Here is a 14,821-nt window from a genome sequence, read left to right as displayed (position 1 = left end):
GGCCGTGAGCAAAGCTGTGCGCGCCCTGCGGGGTGCCACCACGATTGATGTCGATCTCCCCGAGCACATCGAGGAGCGGATCATCGCGCTGTTGACCGAGATGTTCGATCGAAACGACATCCATCACGATGACTTGATCAGCATCATCTTCACTGCCACCTCTGACATCAACTCGGCCTTTCCCGCGGCCGCAGCTCGAAAATTCGGCCTCGGCGATGTGCCGCTTCTCTGTGCCCAGGAGCTGGACATCGTTGATGGAACGCCGCTGTGCCTGCGCGTGCTGGTCCATCTGACCACGGAGCGGGGGCGCGACGAATTGCACCACATCTACCTAGAAAGCGCACAAGGTCTGCGCGACGACCTTCCCGAGTGATGGCTGCTGGCGAGGCCCCTCAGCGGGCAGCCATCGTCGGCACGGGACTTATCGGAGGCTCCATCGGCTTGGCCTTGAGGGAGCGGGGGTGGTGGGTCACCGGCACTGACCAAAACGAGGCGGTGGCCGCCGAGGCGCTGCGCCGGGGTGCCCTCGACGCGGTAGGACCGCCCGCCGATGCCGACATCACATTCGTGGCCACGCCGGTGGGGTCGGCGGCGACCGAGGCCAGCAAGGCTTTGGCCGCAGGGAATGGACTGGTCACCGACGTGGGCAGCGTGAAGGCCCCCATTGTGGCCGCAGTGGCCGACCGCCGTTTTGTGGGCGGTCACCCCATGGCGGGCAGTGAGCAGGAGGGGGTGGCCGGCGCCCGGGCTGACCTGTTCCAGAATGCGGTGTGGGTGCTCACCCCGACCGATGAGACCGATGACGATTCGTTGGTCCAGATTCGCTCAACAGTGGCCTCGCTCGGAGCCGACGTGGTATCCCTGGCCCCCGAACGGCACGACGCCCTGGTGGCGGTGGTATCGCACGTGCCCCATCTCACCGCGGCCACCCTCATGGCACTGGCCGATGAGCGCTCCGAAGAGCACCGGGCGATGCTTCGGCTGGCCGCGGGAGGGTTCCGGGACATGACTCGCATCGCCTCGGGTCACCCCGGCATCTGGCCGGATATCTGCGAGGAGAACGCCGACGCCATCTGCTCGGTGCTGGACCGATTCATCGCCGCGCTGGGTGATGTGCGCGCCCTAGTAGCCGACGGGAACCGAAGCGGGCTGTTGGAACTGTTGGAGCAGGCTCGAAACGCCAGGGCCCACTTGCCGTATGGCCTGGATCGAGAGGTGTCGCTGGCGGAGGTCAGAGTGCCGGTATTCGACCGCCCCGGCGAGCTGGCCCGGATCACCAGTCTGACCACCGATATCGGGGTGAACATCTACGACCTGGAGATCGCCCACTCAATGGAGGGAGGCCAGGGCGTGGCCATCTTGGTGGTGGACGACGAGGCAATGGCGAGCCTGCTGGAGGCCCTGAGGGAGCAGGGCTACGCCCCGTCCTCGAGACCTCTGTCGTGAGCGCGGCGCGGGGCAGCCAAGAAGCAGGGGAGTGGCCGTGAGCGCCATCACTGTCGAGGGGTCGCAGCAGTTCACTGGGCGGCTGAGAGTGCCGGGTGACAAGTCGATCTCCCACCGTGCGCTGATGATCGCCGCGCTCGCCCATCGTCCGTCTGCCATCCGAGGCCTGTCCGACGGCGAAGATGTCGCCCACACCCGTCGGGCGGTTGAGGCCTTAGGGGCACAGGTCGAAGTCCATAGCGCGGAGAATGTAACGGTCACCGGCGGGCTGATCGGGGCCTCCGGTCCCATCTATCTCGGGAACTCAGGCACTGGCATCCGACTGCTCGCCGGTTTGACAGCCGGCCTCGACTTCACCACCACACTGGACGGGGACACCTCCATTCGCCGTCGCCCAATGGATCGAATCATCGAGCCGCTCTCGGCCATGGGGGCATCGGTTCGGGGCAGCGGGGACAGCGGCTCGCTGGCGCCCTTGATTGTGGAAGGCCGCCCGCTGAAAGGCATCGAATACACCTTGCCCGTGGCCTCAGCCCAAGTGAAGAGCGCGGTGCTGCTAGCGGCCCTGCAAGCTGAAGGACCGACCACGGTCCACGAGCCGGCGCTCACCCGAGCCCACACCGAGGAAATGCTGGCCGATGCCGGAGTGAGGGTTGAACAGCAGGGTCGCTCGACAACGGTTTGGCCAGGCGAGGTTGAGGCGTTCGACATTGATGTTCCCGGCGATCCCTCACAGGCTGCGTTCTGGCTGGTGGGTGCGTGCGTGGCCCCCGAGAGCGACCTCACGGTGGAGAACGTCTACCTCGGCCCAGCCCGGGGCGGGTTCGTTGACGTGCTGGGTCGCATGGGCGCCGACATCTCAGTGGACTCGGAATCTGGCGATATCCGCGCTCGCACCAGTGAGTTGAGAGCCACCCGGGTGACTTCCCACGAGCTGCCGGGCTGCATTGACGAGGTGCCAATTCTGGCTGTGGCTGCGGCGGTTGCCGACGGGGTCACGGTGTTCGAGGGGATCGCCGAGCTGCGGGTCAAGGAAAGCGACCGAGTTGCTGCCATTGTCGAGATGCTCGACGTCCTCGGGGCCAAGAGCGAGATCGACGGCGAGGTCTTGGCGGTCGCGGGAGTAGGAAGGCTGGGGGGCGGTACGGTGGATTCCCATGGGGATCATCGGATGGCCATGGCCGCGGCCATTGCCGGAGCCGCGGGTTCCAGCTCAATGACCGTCGAAGGCTTCAAGGCAGTGGCCACCAGCTACCCGGGCTTTGCCCGCGATCTGAGCTACAGCACAGGATGGACGCCGTGAGGACCGATGCCGGAGAGACTGGCGAGACAGACCCCGTGAGCATTGATGCGGGGCCGGTGGGCGAGACGGGGGAGCTTCTGAGGGTGGTGGCTATCGACGGACCGGCCGGGTCGGGCAAGTCCACGGTGGCCCGGCGGCTGGCCGAACGGCTGGGGCTGGAATATCTGGACACTGGGGCGATGTACCGTTCGGTGGCCTTTGCCGCGATGGCTCGGGAGGTGGACTTGGCCGACAGCGACGCCATTGTCGAGGTAGCGCGAACCAGCGACATCCACATAGACGACACCTCGGTCATCGTCGACGGAGTGGACGCCACCACCCAGATCAGAGGTCCAGAGGTGACCCGGTCGGTGAGCACAGTGGCGGCGATCTCGGGAGTGCGGGAGGTGCTGCGGGTGCGCCAGCAGGCCTGGGTGGTGGAACGGGGCGGAGGAGTCTTGGAGGGTCGGGACATCGGCACCGTGGTGTTTCCCGATGCCGAGCTCAAGGTGTATCTGAGCGCGTCGGCCGCGGTCAGGGCCGAGCGGCGGGCAGGCGAGGTGAGCGCGCTCGACTACGAAACGGTGGCCGCCGACCTGGCGGCCCGGGATGCGGCCGATTCCTCCCGTCAACACGACCCGCTGACTCAGGCGCCCGACGCGGTGCACATCGACACCACCGACCTAACCGTGGACGAAGTGGTGGACGAGCTGATCGCCCGATTGGGATGAGCCAAGTCGAACTGCGTTCCGAGGAACTGGAGGTCAGGTGAACCCACCTGAACTGCGCCCCGAGGAGTTGGAGGTCAAAGGGCGAGCGGCGGGTGTGGTGTTCCACTTCTTTGTGCAGCGGCTGGCCCGGGCGGTATTCGGTGCGTATTTCCGCTGCTACACCCGCGGGCGGCGCAACTTACCTTCAAAGGGCGGGGTGATAATCGCCCCCACTCACCGATCCAACCTAGACACCCCACTCGTCGGCGCCTCAGCCGGTCGCCACCTGCGCTACTTTGCCAAGAGCGGCCTCTTCCGGGGGCCGGTTGCCAAATGGTTCATGGTGGCCATGGGCGCTTTTCCCGTTCGGCGGGAGATGGTCGACCGCAGCGCTCTGAGAGCCGCGCTGACCGTGCTGGAAGCCGGGCAGCCGCTGGTGGTGTTTCCCGAGGGGGAGCGCAAGTCTGGAACCCGCATCCATCCACTGTTGGACGGTGTGGCCTGGCTGGCGGCCAAATCCCAGGTGCCGGTGGTGCCGGTTGCCATCGGGGGCACCGAGCGGGCGATGGGTATCGGCGTCCGCATGCCTCGGCCCCGCACAGTCCGGATTGTGTGGGGCGAGCCGTTAGCCCCGCCTGCGGTGGACGACCGGGGTCGCCAGAGTAGAGAGTCTTTGATCCAATACTCCGCAGAGCTTCACAAAATCCTCCAGCGCATGTTCGACGAAGTGCAGCAAGAACTGGGCCTTCCCGGCTGGGATCCTGGCGACCCCGAGTAAGACTTCAGGTTGCGGTCAACGGCTGGCAATAAGCCCGTCGAGCACATCGCTGGCCGCCACCTTGCGATCCACTATCGGGGTGGGTGACGGTGGACCCCCCAAGCTGAAGGAGGCTAGAGACCCGGAAGCCTCGATCAGGTCGCGAAGATTGCGGGGCGGAGGAAAGTACTCGTCCTCGTCGGTGATCGAAACCTCCTCGATGCCTTCGGCTGGGTCGAGTCGGTCCAACACCTCGTTGATCAGTTCTTCGGGAGCGGAGGCGCCGGCGGTCAATCCCACGACGCCGGAGATGTCGTCGGGCAGTTCTGACGCCCGGTTGACCCGGAATACACGCTGGCAGCCCAGCTCTCCGGCCAGCTTCTCCAGTGCCCGGGTGTTGGAGGAGTTGGCCGAGCCTACGATGACGACGGTGTCGCATCGCTCGGCGATGGCGGTCAGTGCGGCTTGGCGGTTGGTGGTGGCAAAGCACAGGTCGCTGCGCCCCGGCGTCCACATGTCGGGGAACCGGTCTTGGGCCGCGTGCAGCACCCCCTCCCAATCTCGGTGCGACAAGGTGGTCTGGGCCAGAAGGGCTACTGGCTCTTCGAAGTCGGCCAATGCCTCCACGCCGGCGATGTCCTCTACGGGATGGATTGCTTTGGGGGCTACTGCCATCGTGCCCACGGCCTCCTCGTGGTCCTCGTGGCCCACGTAGATGATGCGGTAGCCCTTGTTGGCCCGCACTTTGACCTCATGGTGGACCTTGGTGACCAGCGGGCATACAGCGTCCACCATGTAGCTGGCCTGATCGGTGGCCGCGGCCACAACTTCGGGCGCCGAACCGTGGGCGGAGAGCATGATCGGATATCCGGGGGGGACCTCGGAGATGTCGTCTACGAACACCACGCCGAGTTTCTCGAATCGACGCACCACCAGCTTGTTGTGGACGATCTCGTGATAGCAGTACACCGGCCCGTCGAAGGTTCGGACCAGCCAGGCCAGCGCCTTGATGGCCATCTCCACACCGGCGCAGAACCCCCGGGGTGCGGCCAGGATCACCTTCTCAACGTCCACAAGCCCAATTTAGCGGATGATGTTCTCAGCCTTAACTAGGTGGATTTAGCAGTCTGCTCCCGCATTGCGGGCCTCGTATCATTTCAAGCATGTCCGCGCCTCGGGTCACCGCAGTAGCCGACGGGTCGGTGGCTCAGCGATTCGGTTTGAGACCTGGCGACGAGCTGCTGGCCGTCAACGGCTGCATCCCCAAGGACGTGATCGAGTACCAGCAGTTGGTGGACGAGCCTGAGCTGAGCCTGGACGTCCGCCGCGATGGCGTAGTGCTGGAGTTGGAGGTGCTCAAGCGGGCCGGGGAGCCGCTGGGCGCCCAGGTGGACTCGGCGCTGTTCGACCGGGTGCAGACTTGCGACAATCACTGCGAGTTTTGCTTCATCTACCAACTGCCGCCGGGCCTGCGGCCCAGCCTGTATCTGAAGGACGACGACTACCGCCTCTCATTCCTCTACGGGAACTTCACCACTCTGACCCGCTTCACCGAGGCCGACCTGGAGCGGGTGGTGACCGAGAGACTGTCGCCGCTGAACGTGAGCATCCACGCCACCGATCCTGATGTGCGGGCCGCCATGCTCCGAAACCGCCGGGGGGCGACAAGCCTGCGCTGGCTGCGGGCGCTGCTCGACCACGGCATCGAAATACACGGGCAAGTGGTGGTGTGCCCCGACGTCAACGACGGGGAGGTGCTGGAGGACACTCTGGCTGGCGTCACCGACGAGTACCCCGAGTTGGCCAGCGTATGCGTGGTGCCGTTGGGGGTGTCGCGCCACACCTCGGAGTCCCGGTTAAGGCCCCACACGAAGGCCGAGGCGATTGCGGTGGTCGAGGCAGTACACGAGTGGCAGAAGATCAACCGACAGATGCTGGATCGCCGCTTGGTGTTTGCCGCTGACGAGTACTACCTGTTGGCTGGGATCGAGTTTCCCGATCCAGAGGCCTACGAGGGGTTTCCCATGCACGAGGATGGGGTGGGTATGGCAGCCACGCTGAAGATGGAGTTTGCGGGCCAGACAGATGGTGCCACCGGAACTCGGCCTGGCTTCTTCGCCTGGGTGGAGGGAGCTCCGGCTGCTGGCTACCGGGCCCCCCGGTCCGATGGATCGACGCCGATCAATATGCGACCCCGCAAGAGCGCTCCGGTAGGGGTGGTCACGGGGGAGTACGGGGCGAAGGTTCTGGCCCCGTTGCTGAGGTCTCTGGGCCGCGACGATGTAAGGGTGGTGCCGGTGGAGAACCGGTTTTTCGGAGGTACAACCGCAGTAGCCGGGCTGCTGGTGGGTGAGGACATCGCCCACACGCTGGCCAACCAGCCGGAGGGCCACCGCTACTTGCTGCCCGACGTGTGCCTGTCACAGGGGATGTTCTTGGACGGCACCCGGCCCGGTGATCTTCCCCGCCCTGTGGAGGTGGTGCCCACCGACGGGGTCGCGCTGCGAAAGGCGCTCGGTGGCTAGCCCTCTGCCCACGGTGGCGATCGTCGGGCGGCCTAACGTGGGCAAGTCCACGCTCATGAACCGGGTCCTTGGACGCCGAGAGGCCATCGTGGCCGAGCAGCCCGGTGTGACAAGGGACCGCAAGGAGATGCCGGCCAGCTGGCAAGGGCGGGAATTCACGGTGGTGGACACCGGCGGCTGGCTACCGCAGGGTTCGGGCGACAACGCCTCGATGGACGCCAAAGTGTCGGCCCAGAGCGAGAAGTCCATGGAAGGTGCTGACGTGGTGGTGATGGTGGTGGACTCTCATGCGGGCATCACCGGTGACGACGAGGGAGTGGCGGGTCGGCTGCGGGGCCGGGCCGGGCCGGTGCTGGTGGCGGTCAACAAGGTGGACGACGAGGCCCACGAGGACCTCATCTGGGAGTTCATCCGCCTGGGTTTGGGCGACCCCTTCCCGGTGAGCGCGCTTCACGGGCGGGGAGTGGGCGATCTGCTGGACGCGGTGATGGCTGTGTTACCTGATGAGCCAGTCGGGGCAACCGACCCCGATACCGAGTCTGAGGCTGGTGCCGGCATGGTCTCGGTGTCTGGCCAGCCGGGGGCCGATCACCCCATGGTCTCGGTGTCCATCGTGGGTCGGCCCAATGCGGGCAAATCCACCCTGTTCAACCGCCTCATCGGCGATGAACGATCGGTGGTCCACGATCAGCCGGGCACGACGCGCGACGCCATCGACACTGTGGTGGAAACCGAGTTGGGGCCGATTCGGTTTGTGGACACCGCGGGCATGCGGCGTCGAGCCCGCATCGACCAGGCCACCGAGTACTACTCCCTGCTGCGGGCCTTGGCCGCGGTGGACCGCTCCGACATCGCCCTTTTGGTGCTCGATGCCACTGTGGGCGTAACCCACCAGGATCAGCGCCTCGCCGAGCGCATCGACGGCGCGGGCTGCCCCATCGTGGTGCTGCTCAACAAATGGGACCTGCTTGACACCGAGGCCCGGGAGGCGATTGCCCTCGACATCGACCACCGTCTGCACTTTTTGGGCGACACGGCCGTCCTCCGGGTCAGCGCCCTGTCGGGGAAGGGGCTGAACCGGCTCTTGCCCGAGCTTCGGGGCGTGATCGCCGAGTACCGGCGCCGCATTCCCACCCAGGCAGTGAACCGAGTGCTGCGTGACGCCCAGGCTGCCCATCCTGCCCCCGACGGGGCCCGGGTGCTGTACGCCATCCAGGGGGCGACCGATCCCCCCACCTTCACCCTGTTCGCCAACCGGACTCTGCCCCGTACCTATCTTCGCTATCTGGAGCGCCGACTACGAGAGGCATTCGACCTCGGATCAGTTCCGGTCAAACTGCGGGTGCGCCGCCGCTCGGGGGAGTAATTGCCTAGAAAGCGCTAAGAACTCCGCCATCTTGCGGGGTAACCTTCGGCAATGGAGAACCTTCTCCTCGTGCTGACCGCGGGGGTCTGCGCGGTGGCTGCGGGCGTGTTCACCCGAGCGGCCCGGCATCGCTACCGGTTCCTGCTCCGCATCGAGCGAACCCACGCGGGCGAGGGGTATGACGAAGAGGGCGAAGACGCCTACGAGGCGGCCCGCACGCTAGCCCAGTCCAGCTTCCGTCGGGACGCCCACTCTGCCTTGCTGTACGCGGCCCTGACCGTGGTAGCAGCAATGACCGCAGCTTTGGAGTCACGCGCGGTGGCCGCCATCCTGGCCCTAGTGGTGGTGCCCGCCCTGTTCCCGCTGTGGTGGGGAAGGCGATCGGTGGCCGAGGCCCGGCTTACCCAAGAGCGGTTCGAAATGGAGCGCCGGGCCGAGGAGACGCTGAGCCAAGGAGACCTCGCCCCTCGAGCTTGGGCGGGACGACTGGCACCCGACGATTTGCCCGACTTCGCCGGCTACGAGATGGGCCGGGTGTATCAAGCGGGCGAGGGCGTGATGGCCGGGGACTTCTTCGACGTGTTTCGAGTGGGCCCGACCCGGGTGGCTGCGGTAATCGGGGATGTGGCCGGTCGTGGCATCGAGTCGTCGATCACGGCATTCCAGGCCAAATACCTGCTTCGGGTGTTCTTGCGCCAGTTCCGCGATCCGGCCCAGGCCCTAGAGGAGCTGAACGCCCAGATGTCGTCCATCGAGAGGGCCGAGGAGTTCATCTCGGTGGTGGTCGTGTTGTTCGACACCGAGGCCCAGACCATGCGGTACGCCTCTGCCGGTCACCCGGCGGCCTGGCTGTGGCATGAGCGGGAGGTGCAGCCGCTGCGGGCCACCGGGGCGCTGTTGATGCTCGACCCCGACAGCACCTATTTCAGCCGGGAGATCCCCCTGGACTCAGGCGACATGGTGCTCATGTACACCGACGGGTTGGCGGAGGTGCGTTACGGCGACGCCCAGTTCGGCGAGGACCGCATTGCTCAGCACCTCCGCCGCGACCCCACCGTTTCCCCCGATGTGCTGTGCAAGACGCTGTTGGAGGCCGCCCGAGACTTCGCCGACGGCACCATCACCGACGACGTCGCGATCCTCGCCGTCCGCCGGGCCTGATCTATTTCCGGCCGCCCGGCCCAGCGGGCAGGCGGATCGCTACCGGGAGGAGGCGCGACTTCGGGGCTTCCGCCCTTTCTGCCGATGCTGAGCCGGATTGCGGCGACGGGCGGGCGCTGTGCTGTGTTCGAGACGCCTGGGACTGGTGATGGGCTCATGCAGTCCGAGCTGTTGTTGGATCTTCTTGGCGTCGGCGTGTTGGCCGTTTTGGACTAACGACACCACCAGGCCGGTCTGGCCGGCGCGGGCGGTGCGGCCCGAGCGGTGCAGATACGCCTTGTGGTCCTCGGGCGGGTCGAAATGGATGACGCAGGCCACCGAGTCCACGTGGATCCCCCGAGCGGCGACGTCGGTGGCGATCAGAGCCTCGACCCGGCCGTCGATGAACTCTTTGAGCGTCCGAGTGCGGCGGTTCTGGGCATGGCCCCCGTGAATGGCGGCGGCTTTGACGCCGCGCTGGGCGAGCTGGCGGGCCAGCCGATCTGATCCGTGCCGGGTCCGGCAGAATACGATTGTCGGCCCTGCGTCGGTGACCGCATCGACGCAGACAGCGACCCGTTCGGTCTTGTCCACCGTCCAGAACCGGTGATCGGCTGCCTTGATGTCGGGCGTGGCGTCGCCTATCTCATGGGTGATGGGGCGATGCTGGTAGTCGCGTGTGAGCTTGGCCACGTCGCGGTCGAGGGTGGCCGAGAACATAACGGTCTGGCGCTGGGAAGCGGTTTGGTCGAGGATGCGCCTAACGGCAGGTAGGAAGCCCATGTCGGCCATGCGGTCGGCCTCGTCGATGACCACTTGGTCGACTTCGTGCAGGCTCACCGCCCGTTGATCGATCAAGTCTTCGAGCCGGCCGGGGCAGGCCACCAGGATGTCCACCCCCCGTTGCAGCTTCTTGCGCTGGTTGGCGTAGCCGACACCGCCGTAGACGGCTTCCACGGTGATAGGACCGGAGATCGAGCGCAGCTCCGATGCGATCTGATCAGCGAGCTCGCGGGTGGGGGACAGAATCAGCGCTCGGGGCCGCCGGGGCCGGGCTTGGCCTACATTGGCGATCAGCGGGATGCCAAAGGCAAGCGTCTTGCCCGACCCGGTGGGCGCTCGACCGCAGATGTCGCGGCCTTCCATGGCGTCGGCGATTACGGCGGCTTGGATTTCGAACGGCTTGTGGATGCCGTTGCGCTTGAGCGCGCGGCAGATGGATTCGGGCACGCCCAGCTGGGCGAAAGTGGGGGGCATTGGGGCTCCTTGCCCGCGTGGGGCGGGCGGCTAGAGGATGGTTGGCGCCTGAAATCGTCAGCGTGGCGCAATACAGCATCGGGCAGCTTGCCCGGAATCAGAGAAAGAAACTCGGAGGCAACCCGCTCGGCAGAAATCTTCGACCGAGTACGGCCAGGCTACCACCGCCACCGGCAATACCCGCATCTTCTCCAAGCGCCGGGCAGTCGCTGGCCGACGGAGACGACTTCGGCGCTTCCGGCTGCGGGGTCTCGGCGTCTCGTGGTGGCAAGCTATGGCCATGCCCTGGTGCGAGCCCTGCGACCGCTTTTGGAACCCCGGCTCAGTGACCGAGGCGGGGGAGTGCCCTATCTGCGGCACCGCGGTGGACACGCCAGTTGAGATCCCGCCCAACATGGATTCCGCCGCTCGCCAAAAGGTCCCCTGGCACTTCTGGGTCGCCATCACCGCCGCCGGCATCTACCTGGCCTGGCGCGCCATCCAAGGCATCGGCCTTCTGTTCTGAGGGGGATCTTCTGAAATCCCAGTGGTCGGGCTGCCGGGATTTGAACCCGGGACCTTCGGTCCCCCAGACCGACGCGCTAACCAAGCTGCGCCACAGCCCGTAACGGGGTGAGCATAGTGGGGCGGGGTGGGGGGACCCCATACGGATAAGTAGGATTGGGGCCGTGTTGGACCTGGTAGTCCGCGGGGGCACGATTATCGACGGCTCGGGGAGCGTGGGCTTCTCCGGCGACATCGGGATTATGGACGGGCGGATTGCTGCTATCGGAGAGGTCCCCGACCCCGGGCGCGCCGAGATTGATGCCTCTGGCCTGGTGATTTGCCCCGGCTTCGTGGATCCCCACACTCATTACGACGCCCAACTGTTCTGGGATCCCGCCGCCTCTCCGTCCAACCTGCACGGGGTGACCACCGTGATTGGTGGCAACTGCGGCTTTACCCTGGCCCCCCTCAACCCCGGTGACGCCCCCTACCTCCAGCGCATGATGGCCAAGGTGGAGGGCATGCCGCTTTCTGCCCTGGAGTCAGGGCTGGACTGGTCGTGGCGCACGTTTGCCGACTACCTGGGCCGATTGGACGGCAATCTGGGAGTCAACGCCGGATTCCTGGTGGGCCACTGTGCCATACGCCGGGCAGTGATGGGGGCCGACGCCATCGGCAACGAAGCCAAACCCGACCAGCTTGAGGCCATGAAGTCCCTCTTGGCCGAGGGCATCAAGGCAGGCGGCCTGGGGTTCTCCACCTCGCTTTCCTACACCCACAACGACGGCGACGGCGCCCCGGTGGCCTCCCGCTTCGCCAGCGACGAAGAGGTAATCGCGCTGTGCTCGGTGGTGTCGGAGCACGAGGGGACCACCCTGGAATACGTGACCGACGGGTGCATGCAGGGCTTCACCGATGAAGAGCTGGATCTCATGGTGGCCATGTCCCGATCGGCCCGCCGCCCGCTCAATTGGAACGTGCTCACCATCGACTCCGCCGATCCCGACCGCTACCGGGCTCAACTGGGTGCCTCAGTGCGGGCCGCCGAGCACGGCGCCCGGGTGGTAGCGCTGACAATGCCGGTGCTGGTGGGCATGAACATGAGCTTTCTCAGCTACTGCGCCCTCAACATGCTCCCCGACTGGGGGGAGGTGCTCGGCCTGCCGGTGTCCGAGCGAATGGCCAAACTGGCCGATCCCCAAACCCGGGCCCATCTAGCCGAGCGGGCCGCCTCGCCCGACGCCGGGGTGTTCACCCGCCTCACCGGCTGGGGCGGCTACCGGATCGGCGACACCTTCAGCTCGGCCAACCAGGGGCTGACCGGGCGTACCGTGGCCGACATTGCCGCCGGGCGGGGATCAGAGCCCTTCAACACCTTGCTCGACATCGTGCTGGCCGACGAGCTGCGAACCGTGTTGTGGCCAGCGCCCACCGATGACGATGACGAGAGCTGGCGGCTTCGGGCCGAGGCCTGGCAGAGCGAGCACACGCTGCTGGGGGGCTCCGATGCCGGCGCCCACCTCGATCGGATGTGCGGCGCCCCCTATACCACCGCATTTTTGGGCGACTGCCTGCGGGGCCGGGGGCTGGCATCGCTGGAGACGGCGATTCACATGCTGACCGACGCCCCGGCCCGCTTGTTCGGCCTGCGGGAGCGGGGCCGCATCGAGCGGGGCTGGCACGCCGACCTTGTGGTATTCGACCCTGACACGATCGACTCCGGCGCCATGCGCATGGTGGACGATTTGCCGGGCGGTTCGGCCCGGCTTTTCGCCGACGCAGTGGGAGTACACCATGTGTTGGTGAACGGCCTGCCCATCGTGAGCGGCGGTCAGGCCACCGATGCCCGACCCGGCACCTTGCTGCGGTCGGGGCGCGATACCGAGACCGTACTGGTCGGGTAGTGGATTTCGAGCAGACCAAGGTGTCGCTGGCCCAGTTCCGGCGGCGGCTGGAGATCTTCTCGCTGCGCTGGCAGGCTCGTCTCGACACCAGGCAATTCGACCAGGCCGTTCCGTGGATCATCGCCGTGTTCTTGGGCGCGGCGCTCGCCGGTCTGGCCTTGACCCGGGCCTATCAACTAGACGCTGGGGCCGACCTGTCGGCCCACCTCCAGGGACTGTGGCTCATCGGGGAGGGCTACGAACCGCGCTCTAGCGTGGCCGGCCACAACCTGCTGTGGGAGCAGGCTGCTTTCATCCTCTACCCGGTGGCGGGACTGACCGCCCTGTTCCCCGACCAGCCCACGCTGCTCTGTCTGCAAGCCGCGGCCTTGGGCTTAGCAGTAGTGCCACTGTGGCGGATTGCCCGCGATGTGGGCGGCCTCAAATCGGGGGCGGCCTTTGCCGTGGTATTCGCCTATTGCGCCTATCCGGCGGTACACACGATCAACCTGTCCGACTTCCACCCCGAGGCACTGGCAGTGCCCGCGCTGTTCGCTGCCGTGCTCGCTGCTTTGACCGGCCGGTGGAATTGGTTTGCCGTGTTCGCCCTGCTGGTGGTGACCTGCCGGTCGGATTTGGCCTTCGCCCTCTCCGGGCTGGGACTGCTGGTGCTCTTGGAGGGTCGGCGTCGCCCCGGAACGTACATCTCCCTTGGGGGCCTGGCCTACGGGCTGGTAGCCATGACCGCCATTCAGCCTCGCTTCAACGGAGGGCGATTCCCCCACATCGAGGCGTTCTCCGACTTTGGCAGCGGACACCCGGGGTCGGTTCTCTGGGGTTTCATCTCCGGCCCTCATCAGGTGGTGGCCGATGCGGTTTCGCAGGTCAACTTCCAGATGATCGTCTTCCTGCTGGCCCCGGTGATGCTGCTGCCGTTGGTGGCGCCCCGCTATGTACTGCCGGTTCTGCCCCTGTTTGCGGTGTACTTGGTGGCCGATGTGCCCACCGGCCAATTGGCCGAGGCTTCTCAGACCGTGCCGATGATTCCGTTTGTCTTCGCGGCCACGGTGTTCGCCCTGGCCCGCTCCGGTCGGGTGCTGGTGGAGCGGGTGAATGTGGACCGTCGTCTGCTCACCGCCCTTGTGCTTACCGCCGGTCTGTTCTTCGTGCGCGATGCTCCCAGCTCCTTGTACGAGAGGCCGTGGGACTGGGGCCAACGCGACACGATAGACATCGCCCGGCAAGAGGCGGCCGATCTGATCCCGTCGGATGCGTCGGTGCGAGCCTCGGAGCAGGTCCTTCCCCTGCTGTCGGACCGCACTCGGCTGTATCTACTCCACACCGGAGAAGACCCTTCCAGCGCCGCGGTGGCCGCCACTCCCAAGGTGGAGTGGATTGTGTTCGACCCCGCATCCGCTCCTGGCTGGACCCCCCTCGACATCGAGAACTTCGACTTGGATGTGAGACGAACCGGCTTTGAACGGCTTGAGCTGGAAGAGGGAGGGCGCTCCCTGTGGGTCTACCGACTCCGCAACGTGATTCAGAGCTAAGCGGGGAGGTGCGAGCGCAGGGTCTCAGCGGCCTGGGCCAGCTCCTCGGGTGGTACCGAGGCCTTGGCGTTGGCGAAGTTCAAATCGTTCATGTTTGACATGGGGATCACGTGCAGATGGGTGTGGGGAACCTCGAGGCCGGCGATGATGAGGCCCACACGGGACGGCTCGAAAGCGGCCATCTGAGCGGTGCCCACCGTATGGGCCACCACCATGAGGTGGGCGGCCAGTTCCGGCGGGACGTCCAGCCAATGGTCGATCTCGGCCCGGGGCACGACCAGCGTATGCCCAGTCTGGATGGGGTTGATGGACAGGATGGCCACGCAGTCATCGTCTTCCCACACAAAGTTTCCGGGGAGTTCTCCGTTCATGATCATGGTGAAAACGCTGGCCATCTGCCCATTGTAAGTCCGGGCCAC

The 14,821-nt window shown here is 66.1% G+C and carries 14 protein-coding genes and 1 tRNA gene; 11 read left to right on the top strand and 4 right to left on the bottom strand.

What is annotated here, in order from left to right:
- Positions 1-4 precede the first annotated feature (4 nt).
- The 5 genes from aroH to ACOQPI_RS14640 are packed head-to-tail and all read left to right on the top strand — an operon-like array spanning position 5 to position 4,216.
- Positions 5-373, top strand: coding sequence for a chorismate mutase (gene aroH, locus ACOQPI_RS14660; protein WP_420620361.1), 369 nt, complete (start codon positions 5-7; stop codon positions 371-373).
- Positions 373-1,446, top strand: a complete 1,074-nt coding sequence (locus tag ACOQPI_RS14655) for a prephenate dehydrogenase/arogenate dehydrogenase family protein (protein ID WP_420620360.1) — start codon at positions 373-375, stop codon at positions 1,444-1,446. Before aroH ends, ACOQPI_RS14655 begins: the two co-directional genes overlap by 1 nt.
- A 37-nt stretch (positions 1,447-1,483) precedes the next feature.
- A complete protein-coding gene (gene aroA, locus ACOQPI_RS14650; RefSeq protein WP_420620359.1) occupies positions 1,484-2,749 on the top strand; it encodes a 3-phosphoshikimate 1-carboxyvinyltransferase in 1,266 nt (421 codons plus the stop codon).
- Positions 2,750-2,784: 35 nt separating this feature from the next.
- On the top strand, positions 2,785-3,459 hold the full coding sequence (cmk, locus tag ACOQPI_RS14645; RefSeq protein WP_420620358.1) for a (d)CMP kinase: 675 nt from the start codon (positions 2,785-2,787) through the stop codon (positions 3,457-3,459).
- 37 nt (positions 3,460-3,496) lie between these two features.
- Complete coding sequence (locus tag ACOQPI_RS14640; protein WP_420620357.1) at positions 3,497-4,216, top strand: lysophospholipid acyltransferase family protein; 720 nt, start codon at positions 3,497-3,499, stop codon at positions 4,214-4,216.
- A 15-nt stretch (positions 4,217-4,231) separates the two neighbouring features.
- Here ACOQPI_RS14640 and ispH read toward each other — a convergent pair whose 3' ends face one another.
- On the bottom strand, positions 4,232-5,269 hold the full coding sequence (gene ispH / locus ACOQPI_RS14635; protein ID WP_420620356.1) for a 4-hydroxy-3-methylbut-2-enyl diphosphate reductase: 1,038 nt from the start codon (positions 5,267-5,269) through the stop codon (positions 4,232-4,234).
- Positions 5,270-5,358: 89 nt separating this feature from the next.
- Between ispH and ACOQPI_RS14630 the strand changes: the two genes are divergently transcribed.
- Genes ACOQPI_RS14630 through ACOQPI_RS14620 form a run of 3 tightly spaced genes read left to right on the top strand, consistent with a single transcriptional unit; the run spans position 5,359 to position 9,247 of the window.
- Positions 5,359-6,720, top strand: coding sequence for a DUF512 domain-containing protein (locus tag ACOQPI_RS14630; protein WP_420620355.1), 1,362 nt, complete (start codon positions 5,359-5,361; stop codon positions 6,718-6,720).
- A gap of 13 nt (positions 6,721-6,733) precedes the next feature.
- Positions 6,734-8,086: a ribosome biogenesis GTPase Der gene (gene der / locus ACOQPI_RS14625; RefSeq protein ID WP_420620354.1), complete on the top strand. Its 1,353-nt coding sequence runs from the start codon at positions 6,734-6,736 to the stop codon at positions 8,084-8,086.
- A 51-nt stretch (positions 8,087-8,137) separates the two neighbouring features.
- A complete protein-coding gene (locus ACOQPI_RS14620; protein WP_420620353.1) occupies positions 8,138-9,247 on the top strand; it encodes a PP2C family protein-serine/threonine phosphatase in 1,110 nt (369 codons plus the stop codon).
- A gap of 39 nt (positions 9,248-9,286) precedes the next feature.
- Here the strand turns inward: ACOQPI_RS14620 and ACOQPI_RS14615 are convergent, their stop codons facing one another.
- On the bottom strand, positions 9,287-10,483 hold the full coding sequence (locus tag ACOQPI_RS14615; RefSeq protein WP_420620352.1) for a DEAD/DEAH box helicase: 1,197 nt from the start codon (positions 10,481-10,483) through the stop codon (positions 9,287-9,289).
- Positions 10,484-10,757: 274 nt separating this feature from the next.
- On the opposite strand from ACOQPI_RS14615, the gene ACOQPI_RS14610 reads away from it, so the two are divergent.
- The gene (locus tag ACOQPI_RS14610; protein ID WP_420620351.1) at positions 10,758-10,988 is read left to right on the top strand and encodes a hypothetical protein; all 231 of its coding nucleotides are present in this window, start codon (positions 10,758-10,760) and stop codon (positions 10,986-10,988) included.
- 22 nt (positions 10,989-11,010) lie between these two features.
- Here the strand turns inward: ACOQPI_RS14610 and ACOQPI_RS14605 are convergent.
- Positions 11,011-11,088 (bottom strand) — tRNA-Pro (locus ACOQPI_RS14605).
- Positions 11,089-11,151: 63 nt separating this feature from the next.
- Between ACOQPI_RS14605 and ACOQPI_RS14600 the strand changes: the two genes are divergently transcribed.
- Positions 11,152-12,873: an N-acyl-D-amino-acid deacylase family protein gene (locus tag ACOQPI_RS14600; protein ID WP_420620350.1), complete on the top strand. Its 1,722-nt coding sequence runs from the start codon at positions 11,152-11,154 to the stop codon at positions 12,871-12,873.
- Positions 12,873-14,402: a DUF2079 domain-containing protein gene (locus ACOQPI_RS14595; RefSeq protein WP_420620349.1), complete on the top strand. Its 1,530-nt coding sequence runs from the start codon at positions 12,873-12,875 to the stop codon at positions 14,400-14,402. The genes ACOQPI_RS14600 and ACOQPI_RS14595 overlap by 1 nt, the downstream gene beginning before the upstream one ends.
- Here ACOQPI_RS14595 and ACOQPI_RS14590 read toward each other — a convergent pair.
- On the bottom strand, positions 14,399-14,797 hold the full coding sequence (locus tag ACOQPI_RS14590) for an HIT family protein (protein ID WP_420620348.1): 399 nt from the start codon (positions 14,795-14,797) through the stop codon (positions 14,399-14,401). The two genes, ACOQPI_RS14595 and ACOQPI_RS14590, sit on opposite strands and share 4 nt — an antisense overlap.
- Between the last annotated feature and the right edge of the window lie 24 nt (positions 14,798-14,821).

This window comes from Candidatus Poriferisocius sp. (genome assembly GCF_965219815.1).
Classification (GTDB): Bacteria; Actinomycetota; Acidimicrobiia; order Acidimicrobiales; family Bin134; genus Poriferisocius.
Note: the sequence above shows the minus strand (reverse complement) of the source record. Positions and strands in the feature narration are given on the sequence as shown.